12 protein-coding genes are annotated in these 14,232 nt (G+C 47.3%); 2 read left to right on the top strand and 10 right to left on the bottom strand.

Annotated features, from left to right (window positions below):
- Positions 1–38: 38 nt before the first annotated feature.
- Positions 39–2,045, bottom strand: coding sequence for an ABC transporter ATP-binding protein (locus QUB70_RS01330; RefSeq protein ID WP_332977933.1), 2,007 nt, complete (start codon positions 2,043–2,045; stop codon positions 39–41).
- A gap of 22 nt (positions 2,046–2,067) precedes the next feature.
- On the opposite strand from QUB70_RS01330, the gene QUB70_RS01325 reads away from it, so the two are divergent.
- Positions 2,068–2,268: a hypothetical protein gene (locus tag QUB70_RS01325; RefSeq protein ID WP_332977932.1), complete on the top strand. Its 201-nt coding sequence runs from the start codon at positions 2,068–2,070 to the stop codon at positions 2,266–2,268.
- Between the two features lie 78 nt (positions 2,269–2,346).
- On the opposite strand, the gene QUB70_RS01320 is transcribed toward QUB70_RS01325, so the two are convergent.
- The 9 genes from QUB70_RS01320 to QUB70_RS01280 all read right to left on the bottom strand — a co-directional run bounded on the left by QUB70_RS01320 (position 2,347) and on the right by QUB70_RS01280 (position 11,599).
- Positions 2,347–2,856 carry a hypothetical protein gene (locus QUB70_RS01320; protein ID WP_332977931.1) on the bottom strand — a complete coding sequence of 170 codons (510 nt, stop codon included), beginning with the start codon at positions 2,854–2,856 and terminating at the stop codon, positions 2,347–2,349.
- A gap of 405 nt (positions 2,857–3,261) precedes the next feature.
- On the bottom strand, positions 3,262–3,501 hold the full coding sequence (locus QUB70_RS01315) for a hypothetical protein (protein WP_332977930.1): 240 nt from the start codon (positions 3,499–3,501) through the stop codon (positions 3,262–3,264).
- A 165-nt stretch (positions 3,502–3,666) separates the two neighbouring features.
- On the bottom strand, positions 3,667–3,840 hold the full coding sequence (locus tag QUB70_RS01310) for a DUF3574 domain-containing protein (RefSeq protein WP_332977929.1): 174 nt from the start codon (positions 3,838–3,840) through the stop codon (positions 3,667–3,669).
- A gap of 354 nt (positions 3,841–4,194) precedes the next feature.
- Complete coding sequence (locus tag QUB70_RS01305) at positions 4,195–4,542, bottom strand: hypothetical protein (protein ID WP_332977928.1); 348 nt, start codon at positions 4,540–4,542, stop codon at positions 4,195–4,197.
- Positions 4,543–4,875: 333 nt separating this feature from the next.
- Entirely contained in the window at positions 4,876–5,958 is a 1,083-nt protein-coding gene (locus QUB70_RS01300; protein ID WP_332977927.1) for an ABC transporter ATP-binding protein, read from the bottom strand.
- 152 nt (positions 5,959–6,110) lie between these two features.
- On the bottom strand, positions 6,111–6,974 hold the full coding sequence (locus QUB70_RS01295) for a carbohydrate ABC transporter permease (RefSeq protein WP_332977926.1): 864 nt from the start codon (positions 6,972–6,974) through the stop codon (positions 6,111–6,113).
- Between the two features lie 274 nt (positions 6,975–7,248).
- Positions 7,249–8,148, bottom strand: coding sequence for a carbohydrate ABC transporter permease (locus QUB70_RS01290; RefSeq protein ID WP_332977990.1), 900 nt, complete (start codon positions 8,146–8,148; stop codon positions 7,249–7,251).
- 180 nt (positions 8,149–8,328) lie between these two features.
- Positions 8,329–9,642 carry an ABC transporter substrate-binding protein gene (locus QUB70_RS01285; protein ID WP_332977925.1) on the bottom strand — a complete coding sequence of 438 codons (1,314 nt, stop codon included), beginning with the start codon at positions 9,640–9,642 and terminating at the stop codon, positions 8,329–8,331.
- A gap of 592 nt (positions 9,643–10,234) precedes the next feature.
- Positions 10,235–11,599 (bottom strand): DUF4912 domain-containing protein, encoded by a 1,365-nt coding sequence (locus tag QUB70_RS01280; RefSeq protein WP_332977924.1) that lies wholly within the window; start codon positions 11,597–11,599, stop codon positions 10,235–10,237.
- Between the two features lie 797 nt (positions 11,600–12,396).
- Between QUB70_RS01280 and cysS the strand changes: the two genes are divergently transcribed.
- Positions 12,397–13,986: a cysteine--tRNA ligase gene (gene cysS / locus QUB70_RS01275; RefSeq protein WP_332977923.1), complete on the top strand. Its 1,590-nt coding sequence runs from the start codon at positions 12,397–12,399 to the stop codon at positions 13,984–13,986.
- Positions 13,987–14,232: the final 246 nt, after the last annotated feature.

The raw sequence follows: 14,232 nt of genomic DNA, 5'->3' as shown, positions 1-14,232 counted from the left end.
GGCAATTGGTAATTGATAGGAGTTTAAAACACTAGATATCAATTTTGTTCTGATTCATCTGCCGGCGATGGGGGCCAAGCAGCTTTGCGCCCTAATTGCTGTTGCCTAATTCGCTCCAAATTCCCCGCAGGAATAGCAGCTATCAGTTGCCGCGTGTAAGCTTGCTGCGGTTGGCGATAAATGCGCTCGGCAGTGCCAATTTCCTCGATTTTACCTTTGTTCATGACGATCGCGCGATCGCTCATAAACTTGACCACGCTCAAATCGTGAGAAATAAAAATATAAGTCAGTCCAAACTCTGTTTGCAACTCCTTGAGCAAATTTAAAACTTGCGCCTGCACCGAGACATCTAATGCCGAAACCGACTCATCGCAAATAATAAACTTAGGATTCAAAGCCAAAGCTCTAGCAATACAAATTCGCTGCCGCTGCCCGCCCGAAAACTCGTGAGGGTAGCGCTGCATGAAATTGGGATTCAAACCCACTCTATCCAATAAATAAGCCGCGCGATCGCGCTGTTCTTTATGGTTCTTACCAAAGCGGTGAATCACCATCGGTTCCATCACCGCATCCCCAACATTCAGGCGCGGATCGAGAGAACTAAAAGGGTCTTGAAAAATAATTTGCAGATCGCGCCGCAGCCACCGCAATTTGCGATCGTACTCTTTTTTCATCCGATAATTGGCCATCCACTGCGATGCCGAACTACTTCTGGCAGGAGGCGTAATTTCTTGACCTTCAAAAAATACTTTACCGCTGGCGATCGGAATTAATTGCAGCAAAGCTCTAGCCAAAGTTGATTTGCCGCAGCCAGATTCGCCCACCAAACCCAAAGTTTCGCCTGGGTAAACTTCAAAAGAAATATCGTTTACCGCCATAAATAAGCGTTTAGTTTCGCCAAACATTCCCTGCACCGGAAAACCGACTCGCAAGTTATTAACAGCTAGCAAAGGGCCGGAAATATGCGGCAGTCTAGGCGGTTTTCCATTTGCAAAAGCGGGATTTCCAGCGCTGCTGTCGCCGTCTAAATCGATATTTTTCTCGACAATTACTAATTCGCCGCTAGCATTTGTGCTGACATCCATAAAGTCGGAAACTGTCGGCAAGCGGCGCAGTTGCCGATCGAGAGTTGGGCGGCAAGCTAACAGACCTTTTGTGTAAGGATGTTGGGGATTGCTGAAAATTTGTTCGATCGCACCGCACTCAACAATCTTGCCTCGGTACATCACCGCCACGGTATCGCCAATTTCCGCAATGACGCCCAAATCGTGGGTAATAAAAATCATTGCCATGCCTCTAGAGTCCCGCAACTCGCGCAGCAAAGCTAAGATTGTTGCCTGCACGGTTACGTCCAAAGCCGTGGTAGGTTCGTCAGCAATTAATAAAGTTGGATTGCAAGAAATGGCCATTGCAATCATCACGCGCTGGATTTGACCGCCTGAGAGTTCGTGGGGGTAGCGATCGAGCATAGCTTGTTTTTGGCCGTTGACGAGATCCATCAAATCGCGATCGTCATCCCGAACAGCTTCTTGCCGCAAAGCCAAACAGCGCTGCCCGAGCTCGTCGTCGCCCGGTAGCAGCTTCACCTCTTGCAGCAGAGAAGCAGCTTTGCGCCGCGCTTCTGTCTGCGATACCTTTTGGTGCAAACAAATGGCTTCTGTGAGTTGAAATCCGATCGTATAAACGGGATTGAGCGAACTCATCGGCTCTTGAAAAATCGTCGCAATCTGGCTGCCCCGGTATCTTTGTTTTTCCCTGTCCGGCATTTCCAGCAGATTCACAGGCCCATTGCTAGCGCCGTCTTTTGTCGGAGAAAACCAAATTTCGCCGTCGATTTTCGTTGACGAACTCGACAGCAAACCCATCACAGCCAGGGATGTTACCGATTTTCCAGACCCCGATTCTCCCACGATTCCCAGAGTTTGCCCTCGCTTGACCTCAAACGAAATGCCGTCAACAGCTTTGACTGTTGCAGACGCATCGCCTGCGTCCGCAGATTGAAATTGAACCCGCAGGTTGCGAACTTCTAGGACGGTTTCACTCATGGAAGTCTATGACAAAAGTTAAATGGAGATTAAGTGGATTGTAGCAGGGCCTGTGGAAGGCAGAAGGCACGGGGAAAGTTCGGCAACGGATTGTGTAACGGATGTAACGGATGTAACGGATCTAACGGATGTCAGGAAGAAGGAAGAGGGTAGTTCGGCAACGGATGTAACGGATGTCAGGAAGAAGGAAAAAGGCAGAAGGAAGAGGGACTTTTTTGTTTGAACTCCAAACAAGGAAAATTCTTGAATTCTGCCGAATGCTTTCTGCCTTTTTCCTTCACAAGCCTTTTGCCGAATGCCTTCAAAAACCGATGACTTGAGTGTCAGCAGGCAGTGCAGTGGCCTCGGAGACCTTTTTAAACACGGTTGCCTGTTCGTTTAAGGAATTAGGTCTCGCCTGTCCGGGATTGGTGCCTTGCAACTGAAGGCGCATTTGACCTTCGGCAGTCAACTCAAAAATAGTCTCAACGGTTTCTGTGCTGCTGAGGCCGACATCAAGGTGCATCGGTTTTTCACCGAGATTAACTTTGTACCTCATTTCTTTGGCGCGGGCGGCTCCGTCGGGGCCTTTAGCCATGAGAAACAATTTGCCTTCTGGGGCAAAGACGAAGGTGAAAGACTGACCGGAGGGGACTGTGCCTTGCCATTGACCTAGGAGTTGCTGGTCGATGTTGCTAGTGGCCGGGGCTGCTGCTTGGGCAATTGTTGGTGCTGCTGCGGAGGCGGGGCCGAGTGAGGCGTTGAAGCTGGCGAGGATGCCGAAGCAAAGGCTACCTGCGATCGCTTTGCCAATCATTTTTGAATTAGACATGAGGCCGATCTAAAAATTGGTTATTTCTTTTGTACACTGTAGCGGTAAAACCGGACATTGTTTAGTTTTAATCTTTTTTGGGGAATGAAATACATTTAGTCAAATTGAATAAGCTGTGTTGCATCTAGATTGCCTATGGTGTTAGAGAGGGAGAGGGTCCGATGGGGATCGGGGGAGAGGATTTGACGATTTTCGATCGGGACTCGAAATATACAATTTAAATGCACAACAGCTTACCAACCCCTTTAATTTGGGGAATCTGCCGCCAAAGTCGATCGCCCAAAATCTGCTCGCTACGGATTTTGTGGCGCTGTCTGCTGTAGCCTCTGCAATCGCTTTTCTTCGGAAAGCAATCGCTGAGGCTGTTGTGCGTTGATTATTCTCAACGCACAACAGCCTCTGCGATCAATTGCTTTCAAAAGTGCGATCGACTGTTTCTGTCTGAGATTCTGCTGGAGATTCGCCCTGAGATTCTGTCGGAGATTTCGGCGCTGGTTCCTGTTGATTTCGCGATCGTTTCGTTCGCTCCAATGCCTCTGCGTAAGACCAAGCCACGCTCACAAGAAAAGCTTTCGCCATACCGTCCAAATTTTCTGAATCCTCGTTTTCCGGCGGTTCAGCTTTTGGGTTGCCGTCGTTCGTCATCTTTTGTTTTCTCCCGGGCTGGTTTTTATATCGACTTTTCGCAGTGTGCGTGCGATCGATACCCACAAATTATGATTTTTATTGCACCCGCACCCAACTTATCCTTGAGGGTATGACCTCGATTACCGCAAATAATATCATAAATACGCTGATTCGATAACCGCATCAGAAAGAAACCTTAACTTCGCTGGTTGCCCGCAACACTGACTCCTGCTGGAAAGTGCGCTTGTAAATTTCGATAATTTCATTAATAGCTCGATTTTTGTCCGGGCTACTTTCATAAATCGGCGTTGCTGACTTACGGTATGAAAGGCTAAATATGCAAGTCCTAGAAACCATTATCCACAAAGCTTCGGGATTTTCAACTTATTGTTTTCATACCCTAATTAAGCAACGCCAAAATTTCTTGTGGAACAGGCATCTTGCCTGTTCATAAAATTTCTTGTGGAACAGGCATCTTGCCTGTTCATAAAAGGCTAATTTAGAATGGTACAACCTATGAGTTTATAGGACTTCGTTTGAGTCTTGAGCGGTTTCAACCGCCGAGTCTTATAAACGGGGTTTGTCACCCAAATTTGATATAATTTAACATAAAACGATTCCACCCAAAAACCCAGTTTCACAAGAGAAACCGGGTTTTTGAATGTCAGTCCTAGTTTATTTCTGCTCGCCTACTTGCTTGCGTCTGCCCTATTAATCTTTTAATTCGCGGATACTTCTTTTAGCAGTGTCTTGGTACATTTCTCCAAATTCTTTCACAGCAGCTCCTGCCTCTTGCCCGATCTTCTGAACTCTCTCGCCCGGAGCGTCCTTAGTTTCGCGAGCTTCTTGCCTCCATTCCCGGGTTGTTTGAGGTCTTTCGGGGTTGTTAAGATCGCCCTTCGAGCCAACTTGCGTGCCGTAAGCTTTGCTATTGTCTCCAGCATTAACATTTGCCGTCAGCAGCATAAAACCGACTAGGACAACACTCAAAAAACTCTTCACTTGAAAGCCCTTAAGCAGGGAACTGATGCGAGCGATCGCAGTGGAAATCAAATTCATCTCGGTAATACTCCCTAAGTTGATTGGTGATAAATTTCAACATTTTTAAATCTCATTGGCTCACTCCAAAGTCAGCAGTTAACGCCAGAGAAAGCCAACTTAGCTTTACCTTGCCATTAACCACCTAAATAGAGTTATAGGTTAGCGATAAATTCTGGTAAATGCGCCACCTATGTGTGAGCCAATTAGCTTTTTCACACATGAATATCACCTTAACAGCAGCAAAATTGTTCTACCTCTAACTAAAGTCATAACTTAATTAGAAGCCAAAAAAATATTTTTATACACATAGTTAGACAATTTTTAATCAATGATGCTATTCAGGGCAAATTTTTATTGCAAGCGATCGCCAGTTTTCACGTCAAACCAGTGCAGCAACTGAGGCCCAAAAACCAGCTCTACAATTTCTGAATTCCAGTGGCGGTCATTTGGCAGCAAAGCCCGCACCGTTACTGACTCCACACCTTTAACTCGGACGCTAACTAAATTTTGCATTCCCAAGTTTTCCACTAAATAAACCTCACCTTTAATTGCCTCTGGGGCCGCTATCTTGTCGGCCTCTGCATTTGCAAAGCCGACGTGTTCTGGGCGAATTCCCAACACAATTTCTGGCGGCAGAGTCGGCAGATTTGGGAGTGGAACTCCAAAATCACCTAACATCGCAAAATTGCCCTGGCATTTAAGCACTAGCAAATTCATTTGCGGGCTGCCCACAAAACCAGCTACAAATTGATTTGCAGGACGGGTATAAATTAAGTGTGGCGGATCTAGCTGCTGCACGCTGCCGCTGTTGAGAACGGCGACTTTTGTAGAAAGCGTCATTGCTTCGGTTTGGTCGTGAGTGACGTACACTACAGGAGCTTTTTGGGAGGCAAATAATTGTTTGAGTTCGGCCCTAACTTTTTCCCGCAATAATGCGTCGAGATTGCTCAAAGGTTCGTCGAGCAAAAATACTTCCGGTTGGCGCACTAATGCGCGGCCGAGGGCGACTCGCTGCCGCTGTCCGCCTGATAGTTTCCCTGGTTTGCGATCGACTAATTCCGTCAATCCCAGGGATGCTGCAACTTCCGTCACCAACCGATTGATTTCGCCGGAGGAGATTTTGCGAAGTTTGAGGCTCGACGCCATATTCTCGTATACTGTCATGTGCGGGTAAAGCGCGTAACTTTGAAAAACCATTGCAATATCCCGATCGCCCGGTCTGAGATAAGTGACATTGCGATCGCCAATTCTAATTTCGCCCCTAGTCGGCTGTTCCAACCCTGCAATCAACCGCAGCGTCGTAGATTTGCCGCACCCCGACGGCCCCAGCAAAGTCAGAAACTCTCCTTCGCTGACTTCTAAGCTAATGTCTTTTACGGGAACAACTTTAGGGCTGTAGGTTTTATTGAGGTTTTTTAGTTGCAATTTTGCCATGATTTTAATTGGTAATTGGGAATTGGTAAGAACAGCACGACACGGATAAACACGGATACACGGATTAATTTTTTGTTGCTTGTTTGACTACTGACTACTGACTGCTGACTACTCTCCAATCTAAAATCTAAAATCTAAAATCTAAAATCGATTTATCCTTTTACAGCCCCGGCTGTTAAACCTTGAACGATGCGCCGCTGGAACACCAAAACTAGGAAAACCAAGGGCAAAGTTCCCAAAACGGTGGCTGCGGCGATCGGCCCGTAAGGAATCTCAAAGACTGACGTGCCACTGAGTTGAGCCGTGGCGACGGGAATAGTTTTTAGAGATTCGCGAGTCATAAATGTTAATGCAAATATAAACTCGTTCCAAGCTGAAATAAATGTCAAAATTCCAGTTGTGACTAACGCGGGAAATGTCATCGGCAGTACGATTTGCCACAGCATTTGAAAAGTGTTGTATCCGTCCACTTTAGCGGCATCTTCCAAATCTTTTGGCAACTGTTGAAAGAAACTTCGCATTACCAAAATTGTCAGCGGCAAGTTGATAGCGGTGTAAGGAATAATTAAGGCTAAATAATTATTGCCTAAGTTCAAAGCTTTGACAATTTCCAGCAGTCCCAAAAATAGCAGCACCGCCGGGAACAAGGTTACAATCGTCACAGTTGCCAGGATAATTCTCTCGCCCCACAGCCGCAACCTGGCTAAAGCGTAAGCTGCGGGAGCGCCTACTGCTAAACACAGTAGTGTTGAAGTAATGGAAACAAAAGCGCTATTTAAAATATAAAGTGCAAACGGGCGGCGGCGGAACAAAGACAGGTAGTGCTCGAAAGTAATTCGTTTGGGAATGTAGACGTTGGGAATCGCCGCAATATCCGCATTTACTTTGAAAGAAGTTAGCACCTGCCAGACGATGGGTGCGAGGAAATATGCGACAATTAATATTGCCGAGATTGGCAAGATTAATTGCCGGATGTTAAAGGTTTTTTTGGTAGGTTGTTCGCGGGCGATCGACATAATTTATACCAATGAAATGAACGTGCTAAGTTGTTGCGGGATTTAGATTTATTTTTTGGGGCGGGCAAGATGCCCACCCCACAAGAGTTTCAAGAAATAGCGAGAAACCGGGTTTCTATGAGTTTTGCGGACAGGAACGAGAAATTTACGAAGAAACCCGGTTTCTGGGGTGTGCGGGCGCGTGGGGCAAGAAACCGGGTTTCTGCGAGTTTATTCGACGAGTCGCGAGAAATATACGAAGAAACCCGGTTTCTGGGGTGTGCGTGCGACAAATCTAAAATTGACTGGCGCGGGCTCTCGATAACAGGTAACTGGCGATCGCAACTGCTGCCACTAACAGCAAAAAAGTACACACCACCAAAGCGGCCCCGTACCCAAAGTCTAAATACCTCATCACCGTGCTGTAAATGTAGATAGAAACCGTCTCCGTCGCCCCCGCCGGCCCCCCTCCCGTCATCACCTGAATCAAGTCAAAAATGCCGAAAGCTTGAGTAAATCGAAACAGCAAGGCGATCGCAATCTGCGGCATCAGCAGCGGCAGCGTAACTTGACGGAAACTCTGCCAGCTACTGGCGCCGTCAATCGCGTGGGCTTCGTACAAATCACCGGGAATTGATTGCAATCCCGCTAACAAAAGCAAGCTGACAAACGGCGTAGTTTTCCACACATCTGCTGTAATCACTGCCATCATTGCCAAAGTTGGGTCTCCCAGCCAGCTAATGCTATTTTTAATCAATCCCAAACGCATCAAAATATCGTTAATTACGCCGTATTGGTCGTTAAAAATCCACGCCCAAGCTACTCCCATCAATGCAGTCGGCAGCGCCCAAGGTAGCAAGGAGATTGTGCGAACAATGCCGCGCCCTGCGAAGGATTGATTTAAGACTAAGGCAATGCCCATGCCGAGAATTAATTCCAGTAAGACTGAGGCGACTGTAAATACTGTGGTGTTGCCTAAAGTTTGCCAGAAACGCCCGTCGCCTAAGATTCGACTGTAGTTAGCAAAACCGGAAAAAATTAGTTTTAATTCTGTACCGAGGTTTTGGGTGAATAAACTCAGCCAAAAAGCGCGCAATATTGGGTAAGCAAATACTAGCATCAGAATTATCAAAGCTGGTGCTACTAATATCCATCCGGTTTTTTGTTCGCGCTGTCGCATCTTGTCTAATTGCATATTGTTCACCTTTAAATTATTTTTGGGCGGGCAAGATGCCCACCCCACAATTGAATTAACTGTTTGTGGAACAGGCATCTTGCCTGTTCGGGCGGGCAAGATGCCCACCCCACAATAAAAAAATTCACTCTTTGTGGAACAGGCATCTTGCCTGTTTCTGACAGAGGCAAGATGTCAAATTTACAAAGCTTGGGGTTGTTTCAAACTGCCTAATAAATTGCGAGTTTCGCTAGCTGCTGCTTTCATTGCTTGTTCTGCACTCATTCTCCCAGTAAAAGCTGAACTCAAATAGCGCTGCAAAATATCAGAAGCTTGAGCGTATTGTGCCAGGGGGGGGCGCAAAGCTGATCGTTCCACTACTTTTAGCAGTTGCGGGTAGTGGGGATATTTGGCGACTATTTCTTTGTTGGTAAATAGGGATTTGTAACTGGGAACTAAACCGGTTTGTAAAATAAATTTGCGCTGCGTTTCCTCGCTGGTAAGGTATTTAATTGCTTTCCACGCTTGTTCTGGATGTTTTGAGGTTTTGGCAATTCCCCAGCCCCAGCCGCCCAAGCAGGAACCGCCTGTTTTACCGATACTGCTGAGCATTGGCTCGATCGCAATTTTGCCTCTAACCTTCGAGCCCTCGGCATTTGCCAGCTTCCAAACATACGGCCAGTTTCGCAAAAAAAGCGATCGCCCGTTTTGAAACAACAGCCGGGTTTCTTCTTCGGCGTAAGTGGTTACACCCGCCGGAGAAATGCCGGAGGCGATCGTATTTTTGAGAAATTCCACTGCTTTAATTGCCTCCGGTTTATCTAACCCAACTTCAAAAGTTTGAGGGTTGGCCCAGAAGCCGCCGAAACCGGAGAGAACCTCGACAAACATCGCAGATACTCCCTCGTATTGTTTGCCTTGCCACAAATAACCCCAAGTTGTTTTTCCCTGTTTCTGCAAGTTTTGAGAGATTTTTACCATCTCTTCAAAGGTTTTCGGCGCTGGAATTCCCGCTTGTTCTAAAATGTCTTTGCGGTAATAAAGCATTCCGGCATCGGAAGCGTGGGGAATTCGGTAAAGTTTGCCCCGATACCGCCCACCTTCGACGTTACCTTGGATGAATTTTGATAGTTGTTCGGGGGAAATTCTGTCTGTCAAATCCCTTACCCAACCTGCGGCTGCAAATTTGGGAACCCAGACAATATCCATGTTGATGATGTCGTAGGGCGACTCGCCTAAAAGAAAGGCAGATGTGTAAAGATTTTCTACGAGGTTGGTATCAGAAGGCCCTTCTATGAGGTTGATGCGAATCTTGGGGTTTTTCTGTTCAAATTCTTTGAAAAAGGGTTTCCAGTTAACAATGTCTTGGCTTTGCATCAACATCGCGATCGCGACTGGCTGTTGAGTCAGTGCCGGCAGGATAAATAAAAGCAAGACGGCGGCTAATGCGATCGCGAATAAGGCGAAAAGATGAGGCTTCTGCCTTTGTTGCGGCGGGGAATTTATTTTTTGCATTTGTTTTTGAGAAGTGGCGGTGCGATCGCCTTATTTCTCTGATAACTCGCTTTCTTTTGTTTCGCTGGATTTAGCGAGTTTGTGCAATAAAAATTTAAGTAAACTTTAGCTTACTTAATAATGCTTGAGTGAAGAGTGCAAATTTTGATTTAACTGATGAGATGGCGAGTTAAATCAACATCTATCTACAGATAGATATTAAACCTATTACAAAAATCATCAACTATCTTGAGATTATCTGCGTTTATCTGTGTTTATCTGCCTGTAATCTGCGGTTGATCCTTCAATCAAAGATTTATGCAATTCAAGTCTATTGAGAACATTATAAATAAATAATTCTTCCTTCTTCTAATCCGTTACATCCGTTACATCCGCTACAAAATCCGTTGCCGAACTTCTTCCTTCTTCCTTCTTCCTTCTAAACACAAAAAACACCGCTCCTCAAAACAGGAGAACGGTGTATAGGGGGTGTTATGGGTTGTTGTCTGGGATTAACCCTAACAAATCACGATCGGCTCCGGGTCTGCCTTGTGATGGTTAAAAAATTGGCACAAACCTGGGGGATCGCCCGGATCGCGATCGACCGTTGCCGTTAGCCAAGCCATTCAACAACAGCATCTTCCTTGGTATTAGTGCGCCGTTCTGGGGTTTCGCGCTCGAATTTCATGTGGATAGCGCGGTTTTGTTCGCCATCTGCGGCTACTGCAAAAATCGGATAGTCGATTAAGCCGTCTTGGAAGGACATTTGGAAGCGGAAAGTGCCGTCAGCATTGAGTTTAATCGGCTGTCCGCCTACGTAGACGGTGGCGTTGGGCTCCGTGGCGCCGTAGACAATCAGTTCGGCGTCAGCAACTAACCAGAACTGGCGGGGGCGCATCGGGGCGGCGAAGCCAACTCCCGACATACCGACACCGGACATACCGACACCGGACATGGTGAAGCCGGACATACCGACACCGGACATGGTGAGGCCGGACATACCGACACCGGACATGGTGAGGCCGGACATACCGACACCGGACATGGTGAGGCCGGACATGGCCGAAGCCGCCCACATTCCGACGCCGGAGGGGAACACGTAGGAACTGATAGCTTGTTCGTGGATGCCCACTTGCTGGATGGAACCGGCGACGTGCTGCATGGAACCGAAGATAGAACCCGCTACGCGCATCGCTTCTGCCGATTCTGCCATACCGAAGATTTGCTCGTAAATGGCGTTACCGTTGCTGTAAGTTGCGGAGGCTGTTGCTGCTGCCATTTTCTTGGCCGGAGTAACCAGTTCGGCGAAGGTTTGGCCGCGCAAGTCTTCTTCCCAGTCAAGGGTGATGAATTGATCTTCAATCCAGTCGCTGGGATAGATGGGCGGGACGCGGACTTGGGCCGATCGGGCTAATACCAGCCAGCGGCCGTCTGCACAGCGGTAGCCGATGTCGATCGCGTAGTCCCGATCGCTCACGGGGATTGGCACGTACCATTCGCGGGCTAGTTCGTCGCAGGGATATTCTTGAATGCTGTGCGGGCTTTGGCTGTCGAGGTTAACGTCTGTAACGTCGTAGATCCGCAGGGCGAGTTGCTGTCCTCCTTGGCGGCGCAATTCTTGTTTGCGATCGTTCGGAATGTCCCAGTAAGTGTAGGCCCATTCTGGGTCGCGGGGCATTAAAACAACCCGACTTTCGCCGTAGCCGTTGGGCAAATCTGCTAAACCTTCATCTACAGACGACAAAGAACCGCCTGTTCTATCTTCTTGGCCGAGTTCAAACTTTGCTGCTTCCACTGCTTCTTGTGCCTCTAGTTTGCGAGATGGACTGTATGAAAATTTGGTGCGCTGAATTTCTTGAATTGATGCCAGAAGTTGCGATTTCCGCATCCGGCTGTAGCGAGAGACTCCACATTCGCTAGCAACTCTGCGGAGTTGTCGCAAAGTCATCTCTTCTAATGGTGGGCGTTCTTTTGCCATGAGTTGGTTCTCCACTAATTTAGGATGGCGGGTTAGATTTTTCGTTTCAACACAAATGTGTTGACTTTTTGAGTTAGAAACTCTTTTAAATGCAAATATTATCGAGCTTCCAAATCTCTCCAACCTTTGAAGCCTTGCTTGTTTTTAGCTTGTCTTTTCCCCTATGCGATCGGGGGTTGTGACTTCTTGGCTTCTGCGCGCACCGTCCGATCTAAATAAAACTTTTCTGTCGATTCTTGATTGACAAGATCGATTTTGTGAGTGCGATCGGTGCTGCTAGCAACGCTGTGCTCGCAGCACGCGCGCTATTCGACTCCCAGAGCTGCCTCGGCTTAATCCAAGTATTTCTTTGGGATCGCTTTGTCATGACTTAATGTTGCAGACAAGTTGCGATCTGGTCAAGGGGTCTTTTGCCTCAATCATGGGTACTTATACGCATTTTCGTGACTTTGGGGATCAATTTGTCAGGAAGTCTTGACAATAAACCGCTTGTGGGGATCGTCGCCGCAACTATTGTCAAGATTCCGTGACATGAATTAGATGTGAGATTGAGTCGGCTGGGGCGGTACTATGGATAGAGGAGATTGAGTGCAAAATTTCCTCGGCTGGCAGTTGGGTGTTCATCTTCTGCAAGCAACGCTTACGGGCGATCGCAACTACAAACCAATAGTCCTAGACGCAAAAATGGTTTGACACGTTACCTATACAGATAATATGCGCACTGCGCACCCTAACATATAGGGGTTATGCGTAAATCTTGTAAAATCTAAAATCTAAAATCTAAAATCTAAAATCGAATGACTCTAACGCTTTACAACAGCTTGACCCGCCGCGAATCACCTTTTGAACCCCTCGAACCCCCAAAGGTGCGGATGTATTGCTGCGGCGTTACGGTATACGATTACTGCCACGTCGGGCACGCCCGCGCTTACATTGTTTGGGACATGGTGCGCCGATATCTGATGTGGCGCGGATTTGATGTCCGCTACGTGCAGAATTTTACAGATATTGACGACAAAATTCTCAACCGCGCGCGAGAAACGAATTCCACAATGGAATCTGTAGCGGAACGCTTCATCGACGAATATTTTGCAGATATGGACAAGCTGAATATTCTCAGGGCCGATGAATATCCCCGCGCCACACATACAATGGACGGCATTAAACGGCTGATTCACGAATTAGAAAATAAAGGTTATGCCTATGCGTCTGGCGGCGACGTTTACTACAACGTTAGGCAGTTTGCCGATTACGGAAAACTTTCCGGCCGCAAGTTGGAAGAAATGGAAGCAGGGGCTAGCGGCAGATTGGAAACCGCAGAAATAGAAGCTCAAAAAAAGCGAGATTCGTCTGATTTTGCCCTGTGGAAAAGCGCTAAACCAGGTGAACCTGCTTGGGAGTCATCTTGGGGAAAAGGTCGCCCCGGATGGCACATTGAATGTTCGGCGATGGTGCGCGATTGCTTGGGCGAAACTATTGACATTCACTGCGGCGGTTCCGATTTAACTTTTCCGCACCACGAAAACGAAATTGCTCAATCTGAAGCCGCGACTGGGAAATCCCTTGCTAATTATTGGATGCACAATGCTTTTGTGACTGTCAACGGCACAAAGATGTCTAAGACTTTGCACAATTTTATTACAATTCGCGATTTGCTGTCGGGAAATTGGTCGAGCGATTTGGAATCTCACCCCCCCCAGCCCCCCCTTGGTAAGGGGGGGAGTCAGAATGAATCTAACCCCCCCCAGCCCCCCCTTGGTAAGGGGGGGAGTAAGAGTGATAAGTCCAAAGCGGTGGAACCGATGGCGGTGAGGCTGTTTGTGTTGATGGCGCAGTACCGCAGTCAGATTGATTTTACTGAAGAGGCGATCGCTAGCGCTCGAAATGGCTGGCAGACTCTTAAGGAAGGCTTACTTTTTGGCAGTCAACACGGCTCTAAACTGGGTTGGGATGTTGAGAAAATAGATACATTGACTGGACGAGATAGCACATTAGTGCAGCAATTTCAAGCAGCTATGGATAAGGATTTTAATACTCCGGGTGCTTTGACTGTGCTGTTTGAATTAGCTAAGGAATTGGGCAAGGAAGGTAATGTTTTGGTGCATCAAGGGAAAACTGAAACACCTGCGGAATTGTTGCAGCAAAAGTGGGTGACTTTGGTGAATTTGGCTGGGGTTTTGGGTTTGGAAGTTCAGCCGGAAGCTGAGACGGAAATCTCGGTTGGTGGTTTGACGGATGGGGAGATTGAGGCGATGATTCAGCAGCGGAAAGATGCCCGAAAAGCTAAGAATTTCGCTGAGGGCGATCGCATTCGCAATGAGCTTAAGGATAAAGGTGTTACTCTAATCGACCAAAAAGACGGTACAACAATTTGGCATCGCAGTTGAAACCAAATTCCTATCATGTCTGCTTGATTCGCGATCGAATAATTTGCGATTTCGTAGGGGCGGGTTTTACCAACAATCTACGTCTCAAACTAATTATCTCCTAAACCCGCCCCGCCCATACACGAAGGATGCGATCGAACATGATATCAATTGTTAGGGAGTTAAGTGCGATCGCGATAAAATTAGATACCTGTGGCTGACGGGCGTGGCGCATGGTCGAACAAAAGTATTATAACTATTCAACCG

Source organism: Microcoleus sp. A003_D6, assembly GCF_036702825.1.
Classification (GTDB): Bacteria; Cyanobacteriota; Cyanobacteriia; order Cyanobacteriales; family Microcoleaceae; genus Microcoleus.
This window is presented reverse-complemented; position numbering and strand designations above follow the sequence as displayed.

What these genes read in the sequence shown, in the direction of transcription:
- QUB70_RS01320 (WP_332977931.1), bottom strand. Translation starts at nt 2,856, where the DNA reads ATGTCTAATTCAAAAATGATTGGCAAAGCGATCGCAGGTAGCCTTTGC.
- QUB70_RS01305 (WP_332977928.1), bottom strand. Translation starts at nt 4,542, where the DNA reads ATGAATTTGATTTCCACTGCGATCGCTCGCATCAGTTCCCTGCTTAAG.
- QUB70_RS01315 (WP_332977930.1), bottom strand. Translation starts at nt 3,501, where the DNA reads ATGACGAACGACGGCAACCCAAAAGCTGAACCGCCGGAAAACGAGGAT.
- QUB70_RS01310 (WP_332977929.1), bottom strand. Translation starts at nt 3,840, where the DNA reads ATGGTTTCTAGGACTTGCATATTTAGCCTTTCATACCGTAAGTCAGCA.
- QUB70_RS01325 (WP_332977932.1), top strand. Translation starts at nt 2,068, where the DNA reads ATGGAGATTAAGTGGATTGTAGCAGGGCCTGTGGAAGGCAGAAGGCAC.
- QUB70_RS01280 (WP_332977924.1), bottom strand. Translation starts at nt 11,599, where the DNA reads ATGGCAAAAGAACGCCCACCATTAGAAGAGATGACTTTGCGACAACTC.
- cysS (WP_332977923.1), top strand. Translation starts at nt 12,397, where the DNA reads ATGACTCTAACGCTTTACAACAGCTTGACCCGCCGCGAATCACCTTTT.
- QUB70_RS01285 (WP_332977925.1), bottom strand. Translation starts at nt 9,642, where the DNA reads ATGCAAAAAATAAATTCCCCGCCGCAACAAAGGCAGAAGCCTCATCTT.
- QUB70_RS01295 (WP_332977926.1), bottom strand. Translation starts at nt 6,974, where the DNA reads ATGTCGATCGCCCGCGAACAACCTACCAAAAAAACCTTTAACATCCGG.
- QUB70_RS01300 (WP_332977927.1), bottom strand. Translation starts at nt 5,958, where the DNA reads ATGGCAAAATTGCAACTAAAAAACCTCAATAAAACCTACAGCCCTAAA.
- QUB70_RS01290 (WP_332977990.1), bottom strand. Translation starts at nt 8,148, where the DNA reads ATGCAATTAGACAAGATGCGACAGCGCGAACAAAAAACCGGATGGATA.
- QUB70_RS01330 (WP_332977933.1), bottom strand. Translation starts at nt 2,045, where the DNA reads ATGAGTGAAACCGTCCTAGAAGTTCGCAACCTGCGGGTTCAATTTCAA.